The organism is Vibrio comitans (assembly GCA_024346835.1).
Classification (GTDB): Bacteria; Pseudomonadota; Gammaproteobacteria; order Enterobacterales; family Vibrionaceae; genus Vibrio; species Vibrio comitans.
Window position 1 is genome coordinate 589,454 of sequence record AP024866.1, and the last position, 24,353, is coordinate 613,806.

General features: G+C 44.1%; 21 protein-coding genes. 15 read left to right on the forward strand and 6 right to left on the reverse strand.

Annotated features, from left to right (window positions below; all coding sequences use genetic code 11):
* Positions 1-76 precede the first annotated feature (76 nt).
* The 5 genes from OCU46_RS02810 (at position 77) to focA (ending at position 5,862) form a co-directional block, all read left to right on the forward strand.
* Positions 77-1,222, forward strand: a complete 1,146-nt coding sequence (locus tag OCU46_RS02810) for an ABC transporter substrate-binding protein (protein WP_141269641.1) — start codon at positions 77-79, stop codon at positions 1,220-1,222.
* A 6-nt stretch (positions 1,223-1,228) separates the two neighbouring features.
* Complete coding sequence (locus OCU46_RS02815; RefSeq protein WP_141269639.1) at positions 1,229-2,938, forward strand: ABC transporter permease; 1,710 nt, start codon at positions 1,229-1,231, stop codon at positions 2,936-2,938.
* Complete coding sequence (locus OCU46_RS02820; protein ID WP_141269637.1) at positions 2,904-3,551, forward strand: ATP-binding cassette domain-containing protein; 648 nt, start codon at positions 2,904-2,906, stop codon at positions 3,549-3,551. The genes OCU46_RS02815 and OCU46_RS02820 overlap by 35 nt, the downstream gene beginning before the upstream one ends.
* Positions 3,544-4,149, forward strand: coding sequence for a CDP-alcohol phosphatidyltransferase family protein (locus OCU46_RS02825; protein ID WP_141269635.1), 606 nt, complete (start codon positions 3,544-3,546; stop codon positions 4,147-4,149). Before OCU46_RS02820 ends, OCU46_RS02825 begins: the two co-directional genes overlap by 8 nt.
* Before the next feature lie 237 nt (positions 4,150-4,386).
* Complete coding sequence (gene focA, locus OCU46_RS02830) at positions 4,387-5,862, forward strand: formate transporter FocA (protein ID WP_141269633.1); 1,476 nt, start codon at positions 4,387-4,389, stop codon at positions 5,860-5,862.
* Between the two features lie 75 nt (positions 5,863-5,937).
* Here focA and OCU46_RS02835 read toward each other — a convergent pair whose 3' ends face one another.
* The gene (locus tag OCU46_RS02835; protein ID WP_141269631.1) at positions 5,938-6,855 is read right to left on the reverse strand and encodes a LysR family transcriptional regulator; all 918 of its coding nucleotides are present in this window, start codon (positions 6,853-6,855) and stop codon (positions 5,938-5,940) included.
* Positions 6,856-7,091: 236 nt separating this feature from the next.
* On the opposite strand from OCU46_RS02835, the gene OCU46_RS02840 reads away from it, so the two are divergent.
* From OCU46_RS02840 to OCU46_RS02880, 9 genes are all read left to right on the forward strand, one after another.
* Complete coding sequence (locus tag OCU46_RS02840; protein ID WP_141269629.1) at positions 7,092-7,427, forward strand: ArsR/SmtB family transcription factor; 336 nt, start codon at positions 7,092-7,094, stop codon at positions 7,425-7,427.
* A gap of 82 nt (positions 7,428-7,509) precedes the next feature.
* Entirely contained in the window at positions 7,510-8,571 is a 1,062-nt protein-coding gene (gene arsB, locus OCU46_RS02845) for an ACR3 family arsenite efflux transporter (protein ID WP_141269627.1), read from the forward strand.
* 233 nt (positions 8,572-8,804) lie between these two features.
* Positions 8,805-10,412, forward strand: coding sequence for a YiiX/YebB-like N1pC/P60 family cysteine hydrolase (locus tag OCU46_RS02850; protein WP_244311348.1), 1,608 nt, complete (start codon positions 8,805-8,807; stop codon positions 10,410-10,412).
* Positions 10,413-10,423: 11 nt separating this feature from the next.
* On the forward strand, positions 10,424-11,521 hold the full coding sequence (locus tag OCU46_RS02855) for a hypothetical protein (RefSeq protein WP_244311347.1): 1,098 nt from the start codon (positions 10,424-10,426) through the stop codon (positions 11,519-11,521).
* A gap of 505 nt (positions 11,522-12,026) precedes the next feature.
* Positions 12,027-12,500 carry a hypothetical protein gene (locus tag OCU46_RS02860; RefSeq protein ID WP_141269625.1) on the forward strand — a complete coding sequence of 158 codons (474 nt, stop codon included), beginning with the start codon at positions 12,027-12,029 and terminating at the stop codon, positions 12,498-12,500.
* 26 nt (positions 12,501-12,526) lie between these two features.
* Positions 12,527-13,453 carry a tripartite tricarboxylate transporter substrate binding protein gene (locus tag OCU46_RS02865; protein WP_141269623.1) on the forward strand — a complete coding sequence of 309 codons (927 nt, stop codon included), beginning with the start codon at positions 12,527-12,529 and terminating at the stop codon, positions 13,451-13,453.
* Between the two features lie 67 nt (positions 13,454-13,520).
* Positions 13,521-13,967: a tripartite tricarboxylate transporter TctB family protein gene (locus tag OCU46_RS02870; RefSeq protein WP_141269621.1), complete on the forward strand. Its 447-nt coding sequence runs from the start codon at positions 13,521-13,523 to the stop codon at positions 13,965-13,967.
* A 9-nt stretch (positions 13,968-13,976) separates the two neighbouring features.
* Positions 13,977-15,467, forward strand: a complete 1,491-nt coding sequence (locus OCU46_RS02875) for a tripartite tricarboxylate transporter permease (protein ID WP_141269619.1) — start codon at positions 13,977-13,979, stop codon at positions 15,465-15,467.
* Between the two features lie 235 nt (positions 15,468-15,702).
* Positions 15,703-16,770, forward strand: a complete 1,068-nt coding sequence (locus OCU46_RS02880; protein ID WP_244311346.1) for a polysaccharide lyase family 7 protein — start codon at positions 15,703-15,705, stop codon at positions 16,768-16,770.
* A gap of 258 nt (positions 16,771-17,028) precedes the next feature.
* Here the strand turns inward: OCU46_RS02880 and OCU46_RS02885 are convergent, their stop codons facing one another.
* Genes OCU46_RS02885 through OCU46_RS02895 form a run of 3 tightly spaced genes read right to left on the reverse strand, consistent with a single transcriptional unit; the run spans position 17,029 to position 21,638 of the window.
* A complete protein-coding gene (locus tag OCU46_RS02885; RefSeq protein ID WP_141269615.1) occupies positions 17,029-19,248 on the reverse strand; it encodes a heparinase II/III domain-containing protein in 2,220 nt (739 codons plus the stop codon).
* 1 nt (position 19,249) lies between these two features.
* Positions 19,250-19,801, reverse strand: coding sequence for an acyltransferase (locus OCU46_RS02890; RefSeq protein WP_141269613.1), 552 nt, complete (start codon positions 19,799-19,801; stop codon positions 19,250-19,252).
* 58 nt (positions 19,802-19,859) lie between these two features.
* On the reverse strand, positions 19,860-21,638 hold the full coding sequence (locus OCU46_RS02895) for a sodium:solute symporter family transporter (protein WP_141269611.1): 1,779 nt from the start codon (positions 21,636-21,638) through the stop codon (positions 19,860-19,862).
* Between the two features lie 186 nt (positions 21,639-21,824).
* On the opposite strand from OCU46_RS02895, the gene OCU46_RS02900 reads away from it, so the two are divergent.
* On the forward strand, positions 21,825-22,739 hold the full coding sequence (locus tag OCU46_RS02900; protein WP_141269609.1) for a LysR family transcriptional regulator: 915 nt from the start codon (positions 21,825-21,827) through the stop codon (positions 22,737-22,739).
* Positions 22,740-22,775: 36 nt separating this feature from the next.
* Here the strand turns inward: OCU46_RS02900 and OCU46_RS02905 are convergent, their stop codons facing one another.
* Positions 22,776-23,528: an SDR family NAD(P)-dependent oxidoreductase gene (locus tag OCU46_RS02905; protein WP_141269607.1), complete on the reverse strand. Its 753-nt coding sequence runs from the start codon at positions 23,526-23,528 to the stop codon at positions 22,776-22,778.
* Positions 23,529-23,541: 13 nt separating this feature from the next.
* Positions 23,542-24,246 carry a sulfite exporter TauE/SafE family protein gene (locus OCU46_RS02910; RefSeq protein WP_141269840.1) on the reverse strand — a complete coding sequence of 235 codons (705 nt, stop codon included), beginning with the start codon at positions 24,244-24,246 and terminating at the stop codon, positions 23,542-23,544.
* Positions 24,247-24,353: the final 107 nt, after the last annotated feature.

Below are 24,353 nucleotides of genomic sequence, written 5' to 3' on the forward strand. Positions count from 1 at the left end.
CTATGAGGCATGAAACTAGGTGTTACATAGAACTAATCGTTTAAGGCATTAGCCACGGAAAATAACGGAATACATTATGAAGAAAATACTCACAGCAGTCCTAGCGCTAAGCACCGCGTTTGGGGTGGGTGCGAAAGAGCTAGATTGGAAAGAAGTAGAAAAGAAGGCAGAAGGACAAACCGTCTATTTTCATGCTTGGGGTGGTAGTCAAGAGATTAACCGCTACATCCAATGGGCGAATAAGCAGCTGCAACAGCAATATGATGTCACATTGCAACACGTTAAGGTGACCGACATTGCAGAAAGTACCCCTCGTCTGATCGCAGAAAAAGCCGTCGGAAAAAGCGAAGGTGGAAGCATTGATCTGGTTTGGATTAATGGTGAAAATTTCAAATCAATGAAAGACAACAAGTTGCTGTTTGGTCCTTTCACTGAATCTCTGCCTAATTGGCAATATGTTGATAAATCTTTGCCTGTAGCAGTCGACTTTTCTGAACCCACAGAAGGGTTGGAAGCACCTTGGGGAGTAGGGCAGTTGGTCTTTATCTACGATGAAGAGTTACTTGCTACACCTCCCGCTTCATTTGCAGAAATGCTCCGCTATGCTAAACAGAATCCAAGTAGCTTGAGTTATCCTAAGCCACCCGAGTTTCATGGCACCAGCTTTTTAAAAGCGCTACTTATAGAGCTTTCAAATAATGATCCTGCATTGTCTAAGCCTGCTACGGATGAGGATTTTGCTCGACTTAGCCCGCTCCTTTGGGCTTATCTAGATGAGTTTCATAGTGTAGCTTGGAGAAGTGGTAAACAGTTCCCTGCGGGCACCGCTGAGATGATTCGACTGCTCGATGATGGCCAGTTAGATCTTGCGGTGACATTTAACCCTAATGCGGTTTATTCCGCACAAGCGGCTGGAAACCTAGAGTACTCTACCAAGCCATATGCAATGAATGCAGGCGCTCTGTCAAACATTCACTTCCTAGCTATCCCTTGGAATGCGACGGCGAAAGAGGGTGCGCTAGTCGCTATCAACTTTTTACTTAGCCCAGAAGCACAATCTAATAAAGGTGACTTAGCGGTGTGGGGAGACCCTTCTGTTCTTGAACATAAATACTTGAAGGGAAGCGCGCAAGCCTCTGAGCAGTTTGATGCAATTGATGAGCCTCATCCAAGCTGGCAAGTACTGATTGAGAAAGAATGGCTTAAGCGCTACGGACAATAACGGAATATGCTTCGACTTCTCTACGCACTTGTTGTTGTCTTGTGCGTATTGCCAACCGTACCGGGAGTGCTAGGCGTTGTTTCTTCTTCGCTTAGCTATATTCCCCCATTGGGCATGAGCTCACTTTCCTTTACCGGTTTCAAGCAGGTATTTGCGTGGAATGGTGTGTGGCAGTCCATAGGTTTAACTCTGTTTTCTGCCATTGCCAGTAGCTACCTAGCGTGCTTGCTGGCCTTTGCCATTTTACAGCGTTGCTGGAATACTCGTTGGTGGCAGAAGATAGAGCTCTCTCTATCACCTTTGCTTTCAATCCCACATGTGGCGTTTGCCATTGGTTTTGCCTTTTTGTTCGATCCGACAGGCTTAGGTGTTCGCCTTGTTCATGCTCTGTTTGGTCACGACCTTAATCAATCGACAGGGCATGAGCTTGCCTTGCTTATTCATGATCCCTACGCGTTAGGGTTAATCATCATGCTAGCGATCAAAGAAGTGCCATTTTTGCTATTGATGAGCATTCCGATCCTTAAGCAACTAAACATTGATAAGACAGAGAAAATTACAGCCTCTATGGGTTACAGCCGAGCACACGCTTGGTGGAAGTCTTTGTTTGTACAATGGTTAGTAAAACTGCGCTTTCCTATGCTCGCAGTATTGGCCTATAGCTTATCGGTTGTAGATGTGGCATTGATTGTCGGACCGACCAATCCCCCTACCTTTGCGGTGCTTGTGTGGCAGTGGTTCAACGACCCTGATCTCACGTTGCTGCCTCGAGCGTCTGCAGGCGCTATCGTGCTATTTATCATAGCAAGCTTGATCATTGCTTTTGCTCGAACTGTAGAGTGGTTGATTACCAAGGGTTTTCGTCATTGGCAAATCTCTGGGCGACGCGGAGTCATGCTTCCTGGAAGAGGATTGTTTAGTGGCATGATTCTACTTACCGGAGCCATGCTTCCTCTTATGGTGGTGTGGAGCTTTGCTCAGCGCTGGCGCTTTCCTGATATTGTACCTAGCCGTTATTCTGTTCGATTTTGGGAGTATGAATGGTCAGGTATAGTCAGCACTATTGAGCAAAGCCTAAGTTTGGCATTGGTCTCGGGAACCATTGCCGTGGTTTTGGCACTCATAGCGCACGAGTATCGCATTCGACATCGCTGGCAGGTTCCAGGATATGTTATTGCTATTCCTATGCTAATTCCACAGCTCTCTATCTTGTTCGGATTACAGGTAACTACCTTATTTATTGGAGGGAATGCGCACTGGCTATGGGTGTGTTGGGCTCATATGTTTTTTGCCTTCCCTTTTGTTTACCTTTCTCTTGATGGACCATGGCGCAGTTACAACGAAGCGATGACTCGTGTCGCACTGAGTTTAGGAAAAACGCCATTATCGGTATTTCTAAAAGTGAAATTACCTCAGGTATTTCCTGCCATCTTGTTTGCATGGGCTATTGGCATAAGTGTCAGTCTATCTCAATACTTGCCAACTCTAATCTTAGGGGCGGGTCGAATCTCAACACTGACCACTGAAGCCGTTGCATTATCCAGTGGCTTTGACCGTCGTGTGACGGCCATCTATGCCTTGTGGCAAGCGTTGTTACCATTAATCTTTTTCTTTATCGCGATATTGGGCAGCCGGATGCATGCTCGATACCGTTGTAGCAAATTTAAGGGGTTGCAGTCGAATGAGTCTGTGTCTAAAAAATCTCACAGTTCGTAAATTAGATGGCAGTGTGCTGTTTGATCGTTTGAATATGACTATCGATTCTGGTGAAGTGGTGTCTTTGATGGGACCTAGTGGATGTGGAAAGTCGACCTTATTAGATGTTATCGCAGGCCACTTATCAGAAGAGTTCACTTATCAGGGAGAGGTGGTGCTCAACCAACGTCCGTTGGACTCGGTAGCAGCGCATCAGCGCAAAGTAGGAATACTGTTTCAGGATGATTTGTTATTTCCCCACCTTAACATCTGGGAAAATCTGGCATTTGCACTGCCTAACACAGTGAAGGGCGAACAAAGAAAGCAACAGGCTATTGAAGCCCTTGAGCAGATATCATTGAGTCAATTAGCACACTCCTATCCAGAGCAAATATCTGGAGGGCAGAGGGCAAGGGTGAGTTTAACCAGAATGCTATTGGCACAGCCAGAGGTAGCATTATTGGATGAACCCTTCAGTAAACTTGATAAGCAACTGCGTTCACGGTTTCGTGATTGGGTGTTTGAACAGTTAAAGGCTGCCAATGTCCCTGCGCTTATGGTCACTCATGATGAGCAAGACATCCCTGATAATAGTCGAGTGTTGAATTGGCCTTGGGAGACGAGTCATGCTTGATAGTTTTAGTATCAAGGTTATCCGCTGGCCTTTAGCTCAAGGGGCTCGTGTTTTAGACAGCTTGGGTATTACTGCTAACCAAACCACTTTATTCGGTTTTGTTATTGGTTGCTTTGCTTTGCCGCTGTTGGCTTTTGAGCAATATACAGCCGCACTGTTGTTGATAGTGTTAAACAGGATTTGTGATGGCTTAGATGGTGCGCTAGCCAGAAGGCAGGGAATCACTGATGCCGGTGGCTTTTTAGATATTAGCCTCGACTTTTTGTTTTACTCTATGGTGCCATTTGCCTTTGTACTCGCCAATCCCGAAGCGAATGCAATCGCAGGTGCGTTCTTGATTTTCTCATTTATTGGCACGGGAAGTAGCTTTCTAGCATTTGCCGTAATGGCAGGTAAACGAGGAATAGATAACCCAGTCTACAAGCACAAGTCTCTTTATTACATGAGTGGCTTAACCGAGGGTACTGAGACCATTGGTTGTTTTATTCTAATGTGCCTGTTACCCAACTACTTTGCAGAGCTAGCATACCTATTTGGTGCCATGTGTTGGTTTACTACAGCAACCCGCATCTACTCTGGTTTTCATACCCTAAAATAGTGTTTGGCATCTAGCTCCCACCTTTTCTTATACCTATATTCAATCTTTTGCTCATAGTGACTGTGAGCAAGAGATTGATCTGCAACTGTGTGCATCCATCAATTTCCCTCACGATCAGCTTCAAAACTACTAGATATTTTTTCTTCCGTACTTCTCTTAATCTGAATGGGCTTTCAACGGAAAGCATTTAATAACAACGGATGACTACTGAGGTCATTCTCAGATAAGGAGGAAATCATGCCGTTAAAACGCCCACGTCCTGAATTGGTAGATAGCAGCTCGTCAAAGGCGAAGCCAAGTCTAACCATGCAAGCGGCAGACTATGGGCACAAGAAAGTATTGAAGCCTTTTAAGCAGTCATTTGTATTGGCAATGTTTGCTGGTGCTTTTATAGCTCTTGCCTTTGTCTTCTATATCACTGTGACTACAGGCTCATACGACAATGGTTGGGGTGTGACCCGCTTTATTGGCGGTCTCGCTTTTAGCCTTGGCTTAATGCTGGTGGTTGTATGTGGAGGGGAACTGTTTACAAGTACCGTGCTTAGCTCGGTGGCTTGGGCTCAAAAACGAGTCACTACTAAGCAGTTACTTGGATGCTGGGCTCGTGTGTATGCAGGTAACTTTGCTGGAGCCATGCTGACCCTTGCTTTCATTATGATGGCAAAGATGCACATTCTCGACCATGGCAATTGGGGGCTTAACGCCTTGAGTATCTCAGCACATAAGCTTGAGCACTCATGGTGGCAGGCATTCTCTCTAGGTGTTATGTGTAACCTATTGGTTTGTCTTGGTATTTGGATGAGTTTTAGCAGTAAGGAAAGTGCAAGCAAGGCTTTTCTAGTACTGCTGCCAGTGGCGATGTTTGTTAGCTCAGGCTTCGAACACAGCATTGCAAATATGTTTATGGTGCCTCTGGGTATCGCCATTAAGGCGAGTGCCGATGCTCATATGCTAAGTGCAGCAGCAGAAGCTGGTATTCATCTAGAACTACTCAATATTAAACAATTTATCACTGCGAACCTTATTCCAGTGACCCTTGGAAACATTTTTGGCGGCGCGGTATTGGTGGGGCTTGCTTACTGGAGCATTGAACCAAAACAGAGCGCTTCACCATCAATCTACCCAATCAAAAATTCAGATATTCAATTTTCAACATTAAATTCATTGGAGCATGCCATGTTAGAACAAATGAAACGTTTACGAGTTGCAGACCTAGCGTCAGACGATCAAATCACTTTCTCAGAAGATTTGAACTGTCACTCAGCACTTAAGTTATTGATTGATAACAATCAAGCGGGCGCTGCAGTACTAAGCGAAGATCATCAAGTTCAAGGCTTTATTTCTCAGCAGGATCTTCTTCGCGCTATGTGGGGTCAGGACTTTGACGTGAATGCGGTAATGGCAGTGAAAGATTTCATGCAGACTCCAGTATGCACTCTTACTCCAGAGCAAAGCATTCTGGCAGCTCTTGAGCCAATGATTGTTGACCAAGACACTCTATACCCAGTGAATCAAGGCGGTTTCTTCATGGGTGGTGAGGCATTGTCATTCAGCGAGCGTCTAGCGAAAGCCGCAAGCAAAATGCCAAGTGCTTACCCTGTAGTATTCAATGGTCAGTATGTGGGTCTTTTGCATCGCGATGCGATTGCACAGTGGGTGGCTAACTTTAATCAGCCACAACAGGAAGAAGAGAAGGACCTGTCTGTCGCTTAATTCTAAGCGATAGAAAATAGGGCAAGTGTAGCCCTATCTAAAAAAGCACAACTAAGTTTTTGGGTCACGCTGGGATTAGTCCTTGCGTGGCTTGAAAGATCTTCCTCTGGTCAATCTTCTCGCCTCAGACAGCAAACACTCTCTAAGTGGTGATTCACCACTGTCATTACGCCAAATAAAAGATATCTCGCGTTGCATGTTAAGTTGTGGTGTTGGCAGTACGACCAACTGATTGCTTTCTAGCTCAGGTAAAATATCAAGGTAGGGCACACAACCCAAGTAACTGCCATTGGCAACCAGTGATTTGATTACTCGTATACTCTCGTATTCCTTCCACACCTTAATGTTATCGATAAGGCCATGAATGGCACCGTCGAAGATACGGCGAGTACCGGCACCAGGCTCTCGTAATACCCACTTTGCTTGTTCTAACTGAGCAAGAGTCACTTGCTTATATTGAGCAAACGGATGATTCGGCGAGGCAATAACCACTAAATCATCATCTAGCCAATGCTCTTGTTGCAGACGACTATCGGTGTTTCTCCCTTCGATAATACCTAAATCACAGTCATAGTTGAGCAGGGCTTCTATAACGTTTTCTGTATTTTCGATCATCAAATCAATACGCATTTCAGGGAAATCGTTATCAATTTTGCTGATAAGCGCGGGAACTAGGTGTTTTGCCGCGGTTTGGCTAGTACAAAGAGTCAAATCGCCGCTAATAAGGTGCTGCTCATGAAGGCCAAACTCAATCTGTCTAGCATCTTGCAGTAGGCGTTTTGCTCTTGGTCTTAACCAATGTCCCCAATGACTTAGCACTAATCGATTACCCTGACGGTTGAACAGTGGGCGGTCTAATACCGACTCTAGTTGAGACAGGGACATACTAACCGCAGATTGGGTCATAGAGAGTTTTTTGGCGGCAGCACTGACACTTTCATGGCTTGCAACGGCATCGAATACAGCGATTTGCTTTAGAGAAAACTTGAACATGCAACCCTCATAAATGGAAAATAAGTATCAGTTTTTTTGATACTTTGATTTTGCTCCTTAAAATGACTTAGTTCAATAAGTATTCGTTGTGAAAACATTAATAAATGTAAGCTGTTGCTTGAGTTTTGTTCTAAAAGTGGTGCTTTCTCTTTCTATATGTATCGAAAATATTCAGTTGCGGAATGTCATTGTGAGTTGTATATTAATCGTCATTCCACGATTATCGAAATATACTCATGACAAGTTGCCAGACTCAAGAGTGCGTCGCACCCGTTATCTCGGATGAAGATGCACAACTAGAACAGGAACTCGCCACCTTGGCAAAGGCCATTGCTCACCCTGCTCGAGTCCGAATTTTAAAAGTATTATTCGAGCTTGAGACCAAAGGTGGTTGTCTTAATGGCGATTTGGTTGGGCAGTTGGGTTTAGCTCAATCTACGGTATCGGAGCATTTGCGGATTTTGCGCCAAGCTGGCTTGGTTCGAAGTGAACCTAAGCCACCTAAGGTATGTTACCGAATAGAGACCCAAGCCATGCATCGAGTTAAGGAACTCTTTGAAAGCTTGTTTTAGTTAAACAAAGCGGCTAGTGGTTAAGTAGAAATAATTTTAATTAAACAATCGTTATTCGACGATAAACGAAAGAGATGCACAAATGACAACACAAGCAGTGAGCGCCTCACCAAAGATGAGCTTTCTCGATAGATATCTAACTCTATGGATATTCTTGGCTATGGCAGTTGGGGTTGCAATTGGCGCCTTATATCCAGAGGTGGCTGATCTTAATGAAGCAATGTCAGTAGGTAGCACCAACATCCCGTTGGCCATCGGTCTGATCTTAATGATGTATCCACCTTTAGCTAAGGTAGATTACAGCCTGTTAGGGAAAGTGGCCCAAGATAAGCAAGCGATCAAACTTTCTTTGATCATGAACTGGATTGTCGGCCCGATCTTAATGTTTGTGCTAGCGTTGACATTTTTGGGTGACCACCCTGGATACATGGTTGGTATTATTCTTATCGGTTTAGCGCGTTGTATTGCCATGGTTTTGGTATGGAATGATATTGGCGGTGGTAACAAAGAGTATGGAGCAGCGTTAGTTGCCCTCAACAGTGCTTTCCAAATCGTCACTTACAGCTTTATGGCTTGGCTATTTATTACTGTGTTGCCACCACTATTTGGCTATACAGGAATGGTGGTAGACATCTCAATGGCGGATATTGCACAGAGTGTATTTATCTACTTGGGTATTCCGTTCTTAGCAGGCTTTTTAGGTCGTAAGCTGTTGGTTTCTGCAAAGGGAGAGCAGTGGTATAACGAGGTTTATATCCCTCGTATCTCACCAATGACGCTTATTGCCTTGCTGGCGACGATAGTGCTTATGTTCAGCCTTAAAGGTGAAATGATTCTTGAGCTTCCAATGGACGTAGTGCGTGTGGCTATACCTTTGGCTATCTACTTCGTATTGATGTTCTTTGTGAGCTTCTTTGTCGGTAAGCGATTGGGTATTCCTTATGATAAGAATGCGTCTATTGCTTATACTGCGACAGGTAATAATTTTGAATTGGCGATTGCCGTTTCAATTGCAGTATTTGGTATTAACTCAGATCAGGCATTTGCTGGTGTGATAGGCCCATTGATTGAAGTGCCGGTGTTGATTGCTCTAGTGAACGTCGCATTGCGAATGAAAGAGAAATATAAAGTGAAAGCTGCGTAATTTCCGTATTCCCTTTTTAATCTATAGTGCACCCCGATAAGCCACAATTTTTATTGTGGCTTTTTTCTTGTTTTTAGGTCTAAGAATGAAAATGCTTGAGGGTCTTCAACTATCTGATAAAAATGTTTTTTTCTGCCTGTAGTTCAAGTTCATTTAAAGATAAGTAAATTGCTCGGTTTTAGTTTGTGGCATATGCTGTCGAAAGGAATAGGTAGGCATTTACCTGGGAGTCAATGCCTAGAATAAACGCTGAAATGTACAACAAGTTAAGGAAGACGCTGAACGGCTCAATGGATACTTTTCTTTTTTTATCTCGATTACTATTTAACGCTAGAGCGCTGTTGAAAGGGCTTCTACTGCTAATGTTTTTTTTACTAGCGGGATGTACCTCTCTCAAGTACTCAACACTAAGTGAGCCTAAAACTCTTGGAACCTGTGCTGATCCTAACTACGAATGGAAGCCCAATCTAACGCCCAAGCAATTAGCTTCCTCTACTGCAATGAGAACAGCGGTCAATGATTACATCACTTTGAATGAGCACATGCTGTCGCATCGCGAAGAGATGTTTGTTGAAATTGAAAACATGAAAACGGATTATTCGGCTGATAACCCTGTACCTTCATGGGCGCTTAATAAGCTTAATCAGGAATTGGTAGTCAGTGTTGAATTGGCCTATCAATACGAAGAGGTTTTGCAAAATAACTACTGTTGGTACGGTAATTTACAAACAGAAAACCTCGATTACTCTTCATTTATTGGTTTTATGCTTGAGCTCTCAAGCGCATTGGCTTTGTATGATACTTACATGCAGATTGCTAGTGTCATCGAAGAGAACGAGCGTATTAGCCGGTTTTTAAACCAAAGTGATAAGGGCTATGAAAAACCAGAAAATGCGCTATCTAAATACACTCAAAATATCCAAGATCTAGCCAACGTTAAGCGATTATCCGAACAAGTTGCTTTTTATCAAAATAATATCGGAAATTATCCTAAGCTCGAGACATCCCCCAAACTTTGGTATCTAAAGCTATCTATTGAGCAAAGTCCGACCTTTCAGAAAATACCAGACATCGAATTTCGTCAGGTGATGTCAAAGCGTTTTAGTAACAATGTGAGCATAGTGACTTACGACTTAGAAGAGCTTAATCGCTCTGCTGTGAATGGCATAAGTGGATTTTTTGGCAATGTAACAGGGTTGTTTGAATCTAGAACAGGATATCTCTATAACTCGCCAATGGTCCTACAAGATGTCACTTCTAACCTTAAAGCAGGTGACATCCTTCTAGAAAAGACGCCTTTTAGATTAACGGATAAAGTCATTCCCGGCTATTGGGGGCATGCTGCTGTGTGGGTGGGCAATGAACAAGAGTTACGAGAACTTGGTATTTGGCAGCACCCTGTGGTTGTGAAGCATCACCAACAAATTCAGCAAGGGCATCTAGTTGCAGAAGCACTGCGCTCTGGCGTGCAGCTCAGCACGATTGAGCATTTTATGAATGTTGATGATTTGGCTTTGATAAGGGTGAGCAATCAAACTAAGGCGCAAAAGCAGCAAGTGATTATCGACACTTTGCGTCAGATCGGTAAAGAGTATGATTTTAATTTTGATGTAGAAACTACAGATAAAATAGTCTGCTCTCAGCTTGTTTATATTGCATATAGTGACATCAACTGGTCTACAGATAGGATAGCTGGCAGGTACACAATCAGCCCCGATGCTATTGCGAAGCAGGCATTAAACAATGAGAGCGTTGAGCTTGAGCTGCTCTATCTGAATAGCAATAAAGTCGAGAATGACCTTTTGCCGCAGATGTCTCAAGTATTGTTGGCTGAAGAGTAAGGGAATCAATTGTGCAAAAGAGATGGATTGTCAGTTTATTGACACTGATTTGTGGTTCAACAATCGCAGGTGAAGTGGATAATTATTACGGCTGGGGTAAAGACCTTCAAGATGAAACCGCCGCTTTCAACCAATACCTTAATGACGCAGTAGCACAAACGCTACTCAAGCAAAAGACCGCGCATGCCGGAGCGCAGTGCGCTGACGTTGCTCAATGGATAATGCAAAACCTTGGCGCACAGAGGTATCCTCTGGTGTATAGAGGCGCACTCAATTCAGATATGGAAGTTTGGGCGCAAGATAATCAGGCTCTAGATAAACTGCCTTCAGATGAATCTTTAGACGAGTATGCAAAGCAGAGTATCTATGCTCCTGCCATGCGTACTGCGGGTGTTAAAACAGATCTTGACCATATTATCAATGTGAATGGTGTGTATATTGGCACGGATAAGATCAGCCACTTCTTGGGTTCTGGCTACGAGTATTACAAGCGTTACCGCAAAGCGCTTCAATCAACATCACCAGAGTTGGCACAGATGCAAGCTATTGCTTGGGCTGACTCAATGGAGGGTGGGTTATTAGGAATGAAGGTGGTAGGGGTTTATTCATACGCTGATCTCGAAGCCAACTATCAAGGGTTTTTGTTTGCCAAGAACTTATGTGACACCCCTTATATCACTCAGAATGATAAACAATGGCAACTGACTGCGCCTATTGACCTAAAAAACTATGTAAACCCTAATTGGGATGAGTCCTTTAACGTCTCGGCTTACAGTCGTTCTCGCAAGCAAAGCGTAGAAGATAACCTATTACAACTGCCATTTTGTGAACTGAAACAGTCAAACTGGGTTAAGTCGCAAACAGCGCAATATAGGCAGTTTAACCATTCACCTAGACAAAAGAATGATGAGTACTTAAACACGAGTTTCTCCGCACAACTGCTGTTTCTTACTCAGCAATATAAACACAAACCAGAGACATTGAGTGCAGAGTACTTACATCAGCAATTTAAGCAGTTAAACATTACGCAATCTCAACTTGATGCATGGGCGCGCAAAGTAAAAACGCCTCTACAATCCGATTTTACTTTGGATGAACTTTGCCCATAACTAGCTCCTAAGGTGCGTTGTTATGTCGTCAAAGCTTAGGTTCGTAATGAGCGATTTGACCTTTAACCCCTGTGGGGTTTTTAAATAATTTCTGATGTTGCTGCTGCTTTTGGGTAGATGAGTGTAGCTGAGAGATAATTTTGCAGTGAAAACTGAGTATTTCATCAGCGTTTAAGCCAGTGCTTAACTGGGTTAAATAGAGCTTTACTTGCAATTTTAGTCATTCAACGCTCCATTTTCGGTCTGATACCGGCGTAAATAAATTTGCCTCTGCTCACTTAAGCCCAGTAAACGTCTTGTCCATCACATTTTCCCTAAAATTCTCTGTGTGACTGATGTCATATAAAAAACCGCGAAACCCTTTAAAACTTCGATCTCTTAGACCCTTTTAGAGAGACGCAAGTGATCCAGTTATCATTTGACCGAGTCACTCCTGCAAGCCCCTCATGTCATACAATATAGTTAATTCATCCACGAGGTGAATGTCTATAACAGAGGTTAGGCAATGAAAAGTCATGCAGAAATAGCAAAGGATGCTATCGAACTAGTAACACCTGCAATCGAAAGATTGTTTGAAAGAACCAATCGCAAAGAGCTTCATATCGTTGTAATGGACCCTCGCGTTAAGCCTTGGGAAACCACTTTCGAAGAAGCGATTTTGGTTGAAAGCTCGCTTGGTAACCCAGAACAATGGACAATCCCTTTTGATGAGTTTGCACGCAAAAAAGCCAAGCAAGCATGGCGCAATACACGTGCAAATATCACCAATCAAACACTACATACAGCGTCACTGAACGAAGATGATCTGCTTTTCTATGGTTCATTTGTTTATGGAGACGTAGTGGTTGGCTGTAGTGGTGTTGAGCAATGGTACGACATGCTAATCAGTGGCTGGATTGCAGTAGCAATTGAACAGTTGTGCATGGCGGAGTACCAAAACAACAAAGTAAGTAACCCTACACAAACAACTAGAAACTAATTAAAACTGAAACAAAAGGAATTCACATGAGCAAACTTCTTAAATCCCTTCTTGTTGCCGCTGGCATCATGGTGTCTGCAACGGCAGTTGCAGCGGACTACCCAAGCAAAAATATTCGTTTAGTTGTACCTTTTGGTGCTGGTGGTGGTACGGATGCTGTTGGTCGTACTCTGGCTAACTCTGCAAAAGACATTCTTGGTCAAAACATTGCGGTAATGAACCGTACTGGTGGTGCTGGTGCTGTTGGTATGAGCTTTGGTGCTCAGCAACGTCCAGACGGTTACACACTAACTGTAGTCACTCGCGAGATTGCCTCTCTACCTCAAATGGGTCTAATGCAGCATGACGCAAGTGACTTTAAACTAATCCGCATGGTCAACCTTGATCCAGCAGTAGTACTGGTATCTGCAGACAGCCCATACAACACAATCAACGACCTTATCGCAGAAGCGAAGAAAGGCGACGGTGTAGTGAAATTTGCTTCTACAGCGGCTCCAAACTTTTACCTGATGTCGCTTGAAAAAGACCAAGGTATCAAGCTAAACGCTATCCCATACAACGGTGCATCAGAAGCAATCCCTGCGGTACTAGGTAAGCACACTGATGTAACTATGGTTACTCCAGGTGAAGCAATTGCTCAGCTACGTTCTGGTCAACTTAAAGCTCTAGGTGTTATGTCTGAAGAGCGTATTGCGTTCATTCCAGATGTACCAACTCTAAAAGAGCAAGGCGTTGACGTTGTAACGGGTACATGGCGTGGTATCGGTGCTCCGAAAAACACTCCAGACGAAGTTATCGAAACTCTAGGTAAAGCATTCGACGAAGCTATGGCATCTGCTGAATTCAAAGAATTCATGGAGAAAGGTGCGATGACTATCCACAACATGAATGCAGAAGAGTTCACTACTTTTGTTGAGCAAGACACTAAAAACCTTGGTTCTCTGATCAACTAATTTCCACCTGGGAGCTCTAGCTAGGGCTCCCTTCTTTCTTTGAAGTTTAGCTTTAAAGGGTAGCATTATGATTAATAGAAATATTGTCTTCCCATCCCTAATCATTGCCCTAAGCGCAGTTATTTTGGTTCTCATCGGACAGTTTGCGGAGCCGCGTTTTCAAGATGCGAGCGTAGATGCGAAATTTTTCCCAACAGCCATTGCGGTTGCTCAAATCATCATTTGTATTGCCTTGTTAGTGCAGCACAAACTTAAATCCATCAATACCGAGGCTCAACCTGCTATTTTCTCTAAAATGGCCGTATTTGGTGTCATATTCCTAATTGGATACGCATTATTAATCAACTTGATTGGCTACTTGTTGGCAAGTCTGGTTGCATTCACGATTTACCTCGTGCTGTTCAAGGTCAAGAAGCCACTGTATTACGTTGTGGCATGGACCTTTGTATTTGGCGTTTATTACCTATTCGGTGAGGTGTTCTACATAGCACTTCCTGAAGGTTTATTTTATTAAGGAGGCGGTATGATTGAGCATCTATTGAATGGCTTACTGACCGCGTTCAGTCCAGCTGTTTTACCTATTTTAATCTTTGGTGTGGTAGGCGGGATCGTACTTGGTGCTTTGCCAGGTCTTACTGCAACCATGGGTGTGGCAATTCTTCTACCATTTACGTTTGGCATGGAGCCAACAGCGGCACTTGTTATGCTAATCGGTGTATACATCGGTGGTATCTACGGTGGTTCCATCGCTGCGATCTTGCTGAAAACACCAGGCACACCAGCGTCTGCCGCAACGGTGCTTGATGGGCATACTTTAGCGGCTAAAGGCCAAGCGGCCAGAGCACTTAGCATCTCTGCAATCGCTTCGTTTGTGGGCGGATTGATCAGTACTATCGTTTTAATTGCCATTGCGCCGCTGCTAGCAAATTTCGCATTGCGATTTAACGCGCCGGAATACTTTGCATTAGCTCTATTTGGCCTAACGATCATTGCCAGTGTTTCTGCACAAAACATTCTAAAAGGCCTATTGGCCGGTACTATCGGTCTATTGATTTCTACAGTGGGTTTAGACCCAATTAGTAGTGTGCCTCGCTTTACCTTTGGCGTGATGGATCTTTATAGCGGGATCAATGTTATCCCTGTTTTGATTGGTCTATTTGCACTGTCTGAAGCGATTAATCAGATTGAAAAGATCTTGAAAGAGAAGCAGGCAAAAGTCGCTAAATTTGATCACAAATTGCTGAGCAAGCAAGACTTAAAAGAGATGATGCCAACGGCTGTCAAAAGTGGCCTTATGGGAACCACTATTGGCTCTGTTCCTGGCGCTGGAGCGGACATCTCTGCGTTCGTTTGTTACAACGAAGCGAAACGTTCTTCGAAGAACCCTGATGAATTTGGTAAGGGGTCTGTACGAGGACTTGCCGCTGCGGAAGCGGGTAACAACGGTGTAACCGGTGGCTCACTAGTACCTTTGCTTACGCTAGGTGTTCCGGGCGATGCGGTAGCAGCAGTATTATTGGGCGCCTTGATTGTTCAAGGTCTAACTCCTGGTCCTCTGTTGTTCGCTCAGAACCCAGAAGTGGTCTACGGCGTATTCAGTTCAATGTTGGTCGCTAACATTGTAATGCTGATTGTTGGTTTGATTGGTATTCGCTTCTTCTGTCGCATCATTGAGGTGCCGAAGATGCTGATGATCCCAATCATCATCTTCTTGTCTGTTGTCGGCGCATACGCTATCAACAACTCAATGTTTGATGTGGGCATAGCGATTGCGTTTGGTATTTTAGGCTTTGTATTGGGTAAGATGGATATTCCTTCTTCACCGATACTGCTCGCTATCATTCTAGGACCAATGGCTGAAACCAATCTGCGTAAAGCTCTGCTTATGTACGATAACTCGTGGTCATTCTTGTATGAAAGACCGATTGCGTTAGCGTTTATCTTGCTAGCTGTCTTCTCTGTTTACTCAACAATGAAGATGAAAAAGAAGAAGCAAATGCAACTAAACACCTAAATATTCTAGAAAATAGGGTATGTATCTAAGGGCCAGTGGACTATTCACTGGCTCTTTTTTGTTCTTAATAATTGAAAATTAAGATTGACAATATCTTGACCTAAAATGTTACTGTTCGTGATCGTCTTCATATCTTGTATTATTATATTAGTGCATCATGCCTGTATTCGTTGAGAGACTAAGGATTTTCCCCCGCGTTCTCCTAGCACTAAAAAACAAATACCTAGAGGTTAATATGCATACTAAGAACAAGATTGCTGCTGTTGTTGTTTCAGCTCTCGTTGCTGGCCTAGCAGGCTGCTCAACAGCTTCTTCCCCCGATACTGCATCTGCGACACAAGCTCCGTCAGCGAATAACGATCCGCAACTGGCTGCGCAGTACAATCTAGACGTAAACAAGGTTCCTGCTGAAAACTTCGATTTATCTAAGTTTAAGCTCAATACGCCAAGAGACGATAACAAGCCAGAGCGTTCAGGTAAGGTAATGGAGATTTACAAGCCTATGTTGAATGACAAGGCTAACCCATTCTCTGACGCTGATTGGTTCTACACTGACTCTGTGACTGGCGCTATGGTGTTTGCTTCTCCAAACAAAGCAATGACAACACCAAACTCTAAGAACGCTCGTAGTGAACTGCGTGCAATGCTTTCTGATGACTACTCATCTCCAAAGAACAACTTCACTATCGCTTCAACAGACAATGCAGAAGCATACGGTGCGGTTGGCGGTCACATGAGTGCGACTCTGTCTGTTGACTGGGTAAGTACTAGTGGTGACTACAAGAAAAATGGCGCATTTGCTACCGTAATCGGCCAAATCCACGGTTCAAAGAACGAACCTCTAAAAATCATGTACCGCAAACTGCCAGAGCACGAATACGGTTCTGTTTACTGGAATTACGAAACCAACGCTCTAGGTGATGACTACAGCAAACGTCGTGATATTCGCCATGAAGTGTTTGGTCAAAGCGGTCTGCGCCAAGGTTCAGAAGATCCGGTAACAGGTATCAAACTGGGTGAGATCTTCTCGTACGATGTGAATGTAGACGGTGACATCATGCACCTTACGTTCACTAAGAACCCTGGTAAACCAAACCAAGAAGTTAAGACGTTTGATATTGACCTAGCGAAGGGTGAATACCAAGGCGACAAATACGACCAAGGCTACGCAAACGACTGGATGTACTTCAAAGCAGGTACTTACAACCAATGTAACACTGGCTCAAGCGGTTGTTCAAACAACGGTATCGAAGCAGGCGATTACGCTAAAGTGAGCTTCTTCCAGTTCAGCCTAGATCAGTAATACGATATAACAGACATTCACTGAATGTCTAAGAGCATGTCGAGATTTTCTTGTGGGGGCTAGAGTCTCGATAAGCGGTGAGGGAATCGGGGATTGGACTGTTTTCAATGGCGATTTACCAATGATTCACTTCAATGTTTCCTCACGTTTTTTTAGAGCCTGCTTCGTGCAGGCTCTTTTTTTATCCTTATTGTTGCGCTCCAAGAAAGCAAAAAGCCGAGCGTTTAAGCTCGGTTTTTTATATTAGAGAAGCTATAGCTAGGCTAGTTCAGCGTGCTTAATCTGCTCTTGAACGTAATCGCCTTCTGTATTGACGACCAAGGTATCTAGACCAATATCGATAGTCAGAAGACCGTTACTATCCATGTCGTAGTAAATGTCACTCTTCTCACAGCAGGCTACAACCGTGTGCTCAAGCATAGTAGGCAGTAGCCACTCGATATGTTTAATGTCTTGGTCTGCATCGGATACGACCGATTCATTGAAAGTGGTTTCCTCTTGGTAACCCACATCAATGCTTGGCTCCAATAGGTTATTTCCGGCTACCTTAACTTGATAGGGCTCATTACCATTGCACAACATCACTGAGAGGCCTTTAGGCTGAACCTGTAGTGGTGAATGTAATCTCCACTGTAAAGGTTGCGGTGTGCAAAGGGTTACCTTATCAACGATGATTAGCCCTTTATCTGCAACGGTGACTAGAGTGCGGATAAATCGCTTTGCATCAGCATAGGTATTACTCAAATCTATCTGTACCACTGACCAATTATCGCCCGTCTTATGACTAACAACAGAAGCGGTGGCAGATTCGTCATCCAGGATTTGTCCCTTACCGCCAATTAGCGGGAGGTTGTGGGCTTTGGTTGTTCGTGTCCACTCACTATGATGAGAGCTACCAAAACGGTATCCATAGCTGCCACTTGGAGTAAGAATACTGGTACCAGAATCTATTAATGCAAAGTTACCTTGGTCGCCATGCCTGTGAGAGCTATTGCCAAATTGGCTGGCTCGGAAGAATACAGAGTTCTTCTGCCCTTGCATGATGCCTAAGCCCGCAAAATCGTAATACTTACTATAAAGCGGCTTGTCTTGAATGGCTTGTTCCGCCTTCAATTGAGGGCGCTCAGAAAGTTCGATTTGTGCAATGGTAGGAACAACATCCAACAAGTGCAGGTCATAGCTTGAGATCTGTTGCTCTAGCTCTAAACTTCTTTCTCTTGTAGGTTTGTCACCAAAACGCTCAGCATAAATACGAAGAGGGTTCTGCGCAAAGAAACCTGGCCATTCTAAACCATCACGTTTACACCAGAAGCCATCACCAAATGGGTGAATGTCGGCTTCATTGGCCACATAGTCCATCGCAAATTTGCTGTAGTTTTTGTAAAAGGGGTGGTTGTAAAAAGAAAACCCACTTATGCGCTCTACAGAAAGGAAGAACGGGTGAAACCACTTACTGTATGACGATGAATAAAATGGACCCTCAGCCCAACTCCCGTCTTCACCACCATAAAAGGGTAGGACGCCGCGGTAGATCATTAGAGAGTAATTTAGCCAGCGCTCGCAGACTTCTCGATTGTATTCTTTATGTAGCGCAAGAGCGGCTATACCCAGATAAGCTGGTAATCGGGATGTATGAGAGTGGCCAGGGAACTGCTTAAACTGATCTTGCTCGAGTCTTTCTTCCATTTGGTAGGCAATACGAATCAGCATAGGTCTGACAAAGGACTTTTCACTGTCCGTCAGAAGTGGTGCTAGCCAGTGGTACGCCAAGTAAAGATTTCGAGCTAATGAAAGTCCCACTTCGTCACCCCATGTACATGGGCGAAGTAGCGACGCAGGCCCTTCAGGACTCCATTCAGCGAGTTTAAGCAACAGTGATGCTGCTAGTTCTCCACTTTGCTCGTCACCCCAAATCTTGTAGAGCAACGCCTGCGACATTAGGTCTCTGTCTATCCACTTTCGCACATTCGCAATGGCGGTACGCTTGCCTTCTTCTTCACCTCTTCTGTAGTGAGTTGGGTAGGTAATTGCGTCGATATCCGCCAAAGATGCAGTGTTCTTTAACTTCTCGTACGCCATCCAAGAGGATATTCGTACAAGGTTAGTGTCTTCATTAAAGTACATCAGAAACTGGTCGTGATTCTCGCACAGTTCAAAGAGCTCTTTTGCGGTAGGTGCTAAGTAGTCTTCTGACTCTTCTGTAACCGTAAAAGAAAACCATTCACTCGCTTGATGGTCATCATTAAGTACACGCCAACGATAGTTGCCCAAAGGCAATGAAAAAGGCAGTTGAAATGGAGATGAAACCTTGTCCCAACACCATTGCAATGGCTTGCTTGTGTGTTCAAGCTCGATAGTAAAAGTATCTTGGTAACCGGGCTGAGGCCAGTTAAAGCTTGGTGGGTTTGTCTGCAGCTCTTGCTTATGCGCTGGAGACATAAATACTTGAAAATCATGAGTTCTTTGCAATGACAACATTCTATTGCTCCTTTTTAAACCAGAGGTACTCGCCCGTTTCAGGGTTGATTTCGCCAATGGCCTTAGCAGGGGATCCCGCCACTATTTGGTAGTCTTGCACGTTTTGAGTTACCACAGAGTTTGCACAAACCAGTGCACATCGACCGATGGTGACTCCAGGGGTGATAACGACTCCTGTGGTTAACCAAACGCCATCTTGGATTTCTACCTTTCCCTCTTCTAGGCTACTGCGAGCACTAAAGTGGTCGGTGGTCGGGTCGTAAAGGTGGTTAGAGGCAACGATCGAAACATGCGGTCCTATCAAGACATTCTTGCCGATGGTGACATCACCATTTACATAGCTGTAGAGCCCAACATAAGAGTTGTCACCGATTTGCTTATCGCCAATGCGGACTATCGCTCCAGGGGCAACTCTTACACCTTCGTTGTTAAAGCCCATAATTGCTGCGCGAGCATTATCGTCTTCAAAATTATTGCTCTGTGTAGTGTAAAGGGTGAACTTTCGAAATTCTTCGTCGGTGAGTTCTCCACCAAATCTTTTCTGTACTGACATGTTTACCTCAATAGATAGGAGGTCTCCCTCCTATCTAGTTGTTTTATTTGTATTTTACTTAAGCACAGCTTTGCTTAACTTGTAGTTCAGCTGGCTTTTTTACGGTGCGGAGCAGGATGTAGCCAATTAAGGCAATGATGCCTGCAACGATGGCGAACAGCGCTTTACCCCACAGTGGATTAGGAACTAGAGTCAACATTGCAAGGAATACAGATGCGGTAAGTAGCATCTTGCCCAGCATGATGTGTTGCTTGTTGTCCATCAGGATGCTTTGTTCTGTTTCTTCAACAATTACTTCTGTATCAACATTGTTGAAGAACTTATTGATCTCAGCCGCACGCTCAGGTGATGGCTCTTTGTAGAAGAAGCGAGATAGAACAAAGAACGGTAGAGTGATGGACATATGACCAATTACACCCAGTGTTACAGACTTCATCTCTGAGAATTCGCGAGCGGTAAGTTGCGTATCAAGACCTAGAATTGTTTCAACCGTATTTGGAGTGATAACAAACGCGATCACAGCCGATACACACATACCCACAACTATGGTGCCCCACCCAGCCCAATCTGGCGTTTTACGTACGAAGAAACACATGATTGAAGGAATTAGAACAGGGAAGCCGACTAACGTACCAACCAGCATCATTAGATCAAACAGACCAAACTCTTTCAGAGAGGTTAAAAACAGGCCAGTTAGAATGATAACAATACCAAAGATAGCCGTTAGCACCTTACTTGCTCTCATTAGGTTCTTCTCTGAGAAGTCCTTACAGAAGTAGGGTTCGTACACACTCTTCAGGATGATGCCAGCATTGCGGTTTAGTGCAGAATCCATTGAAGACATGGTTGCTGCAAACATAGCCGCTAGCATTAGGCCTACCATGCCTACTGGCATTTCACGTTTAACAAACATGTAGTAGGTAGCGTCCGCTACTTTATCGCCAAGGCCTTCTAGACCCCAAGTTGTAACATCAGCGTAGTTTCCAGCTACATACCAAGCAGGTAGGAACCAAACAAGAGGACCAAGGATCATTAGTGAACAAGCCAGCAGTGCTGCTTTTCGCGCATTCTTTGTATCTTTTGAAGCGATGAATCGGTATGAATCCACCATGTTGTTGGTGCTAAAGAACTGTTTAACAAAGATACAAATGAACCAACCCACGAATAGGTAGGTATAGCTGTAACCGTCACCAATTAACTGTTCTGTTGGCAGGCCAACCTCAAGCAAGTTACCAACGCCACCTGATTTCCAAATCGCAACCATAGCGGCAATGAAGGTCATTACTGTAATGATGATCATCTGCATGAAGTCAGATGCAATAACAGCCCAGCTACCACCAACAAGTGACATGAATAGTACTACTAAGCCAGCACCGATAATGGTTTGCTCTAGAGGGACGCCGATAACTGCACTAGTGAATACTGCCAGACCGTTAAGCCAAATCGCCGCTTGCAGGACACTAAGAGGAACGTTTGCCCAAGTAAACACTTGCTCGTTCACTGCGCCCAGTCTTAACCTGATGCCTTGCAAAGGACTGATAACTCGCATTTGGCGCGCTTTGGCAGCAAAGAATAGATAGTTACAGAAGTAACCTAAAGCGTTGGCAAAAAATACGATAGCAACGGACATACCACTGGTAAGGGCCTTACCCATAAGTCCAGTAAAGGTCATTGCACTCAAGGCCATCATGAAGGCACTGGAACCAACCATCCACCAAAGCATTCGGCCACCACCCCTAAAATACTCACTTGTATTTGAGGCGGCAGAGCGAAATACCCAGCCAAGTCCAATGAGAAAAATGAAGTAAACGAGTACAACAATAATATCAATATCCATGCGTGATGGTTCCTGTAGTCATAGGGTAGAGAGGCATAGCTACATCCTTTTTTTCTTTATATATGGATTAAGCAAACATTAGTTGAGGTCTGAGACCTGACACACGTTTCATCATAAGGAGGCTTATCATCGAGTGGAAATATTATTATCGTATAACAATAATACTAATATCGAATGACAGGCTTTATGGACATAAAAACTCTCAAAACCTTTCTTTCAGTAGCAAAATTGAAGAACTTTTCCGCTGCTGCAAGAGAGTTAAATACGGTTCAACCTACCGTTTCTCGCCATATTTCTGATTTGGAAAATGAGTTGGGAACTAAGCTGTTTTTGCGAACAACGCATCAGGTAGAGTTGACTGCTGCTGGAGAGGTTTTATTACCGGAAGCGCGAGCTATCTTAGCCAATGATCTGCGAGTGAAGGAACTTGTTGGTAAGGCGCTTGAGTCTAAAGAGTCGGTGCTCAATATTGGCTACTTGGCCACGGCCTGTTCCTTTTTCCTGCCTAAGCTCCTTGGGGATTTTTCGTCGAATAACTCTAAGGTGACGACGCACTTATTTGAAATGACCGCACAAGAGCAAAAAGAGGCCTTAATAGAGAATAAAATTGATATTGCATTCTCTAGGCGTCAGCCTCAACTTGATGGTCGTATATTCAATGTGGAAAAAATTTATACAGACAAATTAGTGGCGATTCTTCCTGCTAATCATGCGTTGGCAAGCAGTGAGAAAGTGAGCCTTAAAGACTTAGCGGATGAAAAGTTCATATTGTTTCGACGTACAGAGTGGAGTGAAATGTATGAACACATTACCTTACTCTGTCAGGAACGAGGCTTTTCTCTCGATGTAACTTTCCACCCTGATAATATGAGACACCTTATCACCTCAGTCTCATCTGGGCTCGGGGTTTCTATCGCGCCTCAGTGCATAAAATTCATCGCTGACAAAAACTGCGTGTGTAAGCCCATTGAAGAGGTGAGCTTGGTTCTGCCTCTGTATATCTATTACAAAAGAGATAAAATGAGTGAGCCTTTAGGGCACCTAGTCAGCAACTGCTTATCACATGCTCAAGATATTCAGACGATGCTGGTTGATAACTAAGTGCCCTAGGGCCCACAAGTTTAACTGCGATCTATATTAGTCGCGATCAATCGCAAATGGAGACCAGGCCTGACGCGTTGGCATGACCTCAACACGGTTGATGTTGATGTGATCCGGTAGTGACGCAATGTAGAACATCTGCTCTGCAATATCTTCGGCACTAAGTGGTGTAGTGCCTTGGTATAAATTATCTGAAGCGCTTTGATCGCCCTTAGTGCGTACTAGCGTGAACTCGGTTTCTGCAATGCCCGGCGAGAGATCAGTAACGCGTACCCCAGTACCTTGTAAATCACATCTTAGGTTGTAACTGAACTGCTTAACGAAGGCCTTGCTCGCGCCGTATACGTGGCTTCCAGGGTAAGGCCATTGACCTGCAATGGAGCCTACATTGATGATGGTTGCGCCTGCTCCCGTTTTGATTAGGGTCGGTAATAGTGCATGGGTGACATTGACCAAACCAGTCACATTGGTATCGATCATGGTATGCCAATCGGATAGTTCAACCTCTGGAGCCCCTTGTGGTGCAAGGGCTAGGCCTGCATTGTTAACGAGTGCTGTTACTGCTGAAAACTCATCTGGCAGAGAGTCTACTGCCTGCTTCACTGCGTCAGCATCGCGAACGTCCAATTGCATGACGTGTACAGGCACAGATAGCGTTTCTTTCAGATCTAGTAGTCGCTTAATACGACGACCAGATAACACCAATGACCATCCCTCTTGTGCAAATCTGTGTGCGGCAGCCTTGCCAAAACCTGAGGTTGCGCCCGTGATAAATGCGATTTTTTTCATTCTGAGTTCCTTCTTAAAATACGATTATGAGTAGTGCCAACATTACAAGAATGGGCGCTATTGTTTTTCTTGGTGATGGATCTGGATATTTGCTAAATAGCTTCTTGCCGACCATGTTGCCAATGACTGCGGCGGGGAAAAGCAATAAGCTAAATTGGATAGACTCTGCTGAAATGGCATCCACATACAGTAGTCCAGTTAGCGATGCCAATGAGCTAAAGATGAAAAATATAATGGCAGTCGCTCTTAATTCGCGAGCATTTAGGGATAGATTTAAAAGGTATAACACTAGTGGTGGCCCTCCCGCTGAGGCTGTTGTCATACTAAACCCTGATACGGCACCAGCGAGCAATGCATAACGCTGATTCAGCCAAGACACCTTTAGGTTCAGCATAATCAAAGTGCCGGCAATAAAAGAGAAGCCCGCAATCATCATCTTTAGTTGATGGGCAGAAATCTGAGAGATAAACAGCAGAGAAATAGGAATTGCCCCTAACATACCTACGGTGAGTAGAGCCAACAGTCGTTTATTGATCTCTCGTTTGATCCCTGAAAGTAAGCAAAGGCTACTCAGGAGGTCTAGGGTAAGGGCAATAGCAATAGACTCAAAAGGAGAATAAACAAAGCTGAGACACAAGGCCGCGATAATGGCAAAACCAAAACCACTGTAGCCTCTTATCATTCCGGCAAAGAATACAAATACTGCCGCTAATCCCATTTTAAAATCCATTCTCATTCGTTGATGACATCAATGTAATCAGGCATTCGATTTCGCTATAGAGCCAGTTTTTAAGATTATTTGTGGCAGAGCCTACAACATCGCCT

Coding starts and splice junctions, on each gene's coding strand:
- OCU46_RS02860 (WP_141269625.1), top strand. CDS start 12,027: ATGAAAAGTCATGCAGAAATAGCAAAGGATGCTATCGAACTAGTAACA.
- OCU46_RS02850 (WP_244311348.1), top strand. CDS start 8,805: ATGCCTAGAATAAACGCTGAAATGTACAACAAGTTAAGGAAGACGCTG.
- OCU46_RS02895 (WP_141269611.1), bottom strand. CDS start 21,638: ATGGATATTGATATTATTGTTGTACTCGTTTACTTCATTTTTCTCATT.
- OCU46_RS02820 (WP_141269637.1), top strand. CDS start 2,904: ATGAGTCTGTGTCTAAAAAATCTCACAGTTCGTAAATTAGATGGCAGT.
- OCU46_RS02865 (WP_141269623.1), top strand. CDS start 12,527: ATGAGCAAACTTCTTAAATCCCTTCTTGTTGCCGCTGGCATCATGGTG.
- OCU46_RS02840 (WP_141269629.1), top strand. CDS start 7,092: ATGACAAGTTGCCAGACTCAAGAGTGCGTCGCACCCGTTATCTCGGAT.
- focA (WP_141269633.1), top strand. CDS start 4,387: ATGCCGTTAAAACGCCCACGTCCTGAATTGGTAGATAGCAGCTCGTCA.
- OCU46_RS02825 (WP_141269635.1), top strand. CDS start 3,544: ATGCTTGATAGTTTTAGTATCAAGGTTATCCGCTGGCCTTTAGCTCAA.
- OCU46_RS02835 (WP_141269631.1), bottom strand. CDS start 6,855: ATGTTCAAGTTTTCTCTAAAGCAAATCGCTGTATTCGATGCCGTTGCA.
- arsB (WP_141269627.1), top strand. CDS start 7,510: ATGACAACACAAGCAGTGAGCGCCTCACCAAAGATGAGCTTTCTCGAT.
- OCU46_RS02875 (WP_141269619.1), top strand. CDS start 13,977: ATGATTGAGCATCTATTGAATGGCTTACTGACCGCGTTCAGTCCAGCT.
- OCU46_RS02890 (WP_141269613.1), bottom strand. CDS start 19,801: ATGTCAGTACAGAAAAGATTTGGTGGAGAACTCACCGACGAAGAATTT.
- OCU46_RS02910 (WP_141269840.1), bottom strand. CDS start 24,246: ATGGGATTAGCGGCAGTATTTGTATTCTTTGCCGGAATGATAAGAGGC.
- OCU46_RS02810 (WP_141269641.1), top strand. CDS start 77: ATGAAGAAAATACTCACAGCAGTCCTAGCGCTAAGCACCGCGTTTGGG.
- OCU46_RS02880 (WP_244311346.1), top strand. CDS start 15,703: ATGCATACTAAGAACAAGATTGCTGCTGTTGTTGTTTCAGCTCTCGTT.
- OCU46_RS02815 (WP_141269639.1), top strand. CDS start 1,229: ATGCTTCGACTTCTCTACGCACTTGTTGTTGTCTTGTGCGTATTGCCA.
- OCU46_RS02900 (WP_141269609.1), top strand. CDS start 21,825: ATGGACATAAAAACTCTCAAAACCTTTCTTTCAGTAGCAAAATTGAAG.
- OCU46_RS02885 (WP_141269615.1), bottom strand. CDS start 19,248: ATGTTGTCATTGCAAAGAACTCATGATTTTCAAGTATTTATGTCTCCA.
- OCU46_RS02870 (WP_141269621.1), top strand. CDS start 13,521: ATGATTAATAGAAATATTGTCTTCCCATCCCTAATCATTGCCCTAAGC.
- OCU46_RS02905 (WP_141269607.1), bottom strand. CDS start 23,528: ATGAAAAAAATCGCATTTATCACGGGCGCAACCTCAGGTTTTGGCAAG.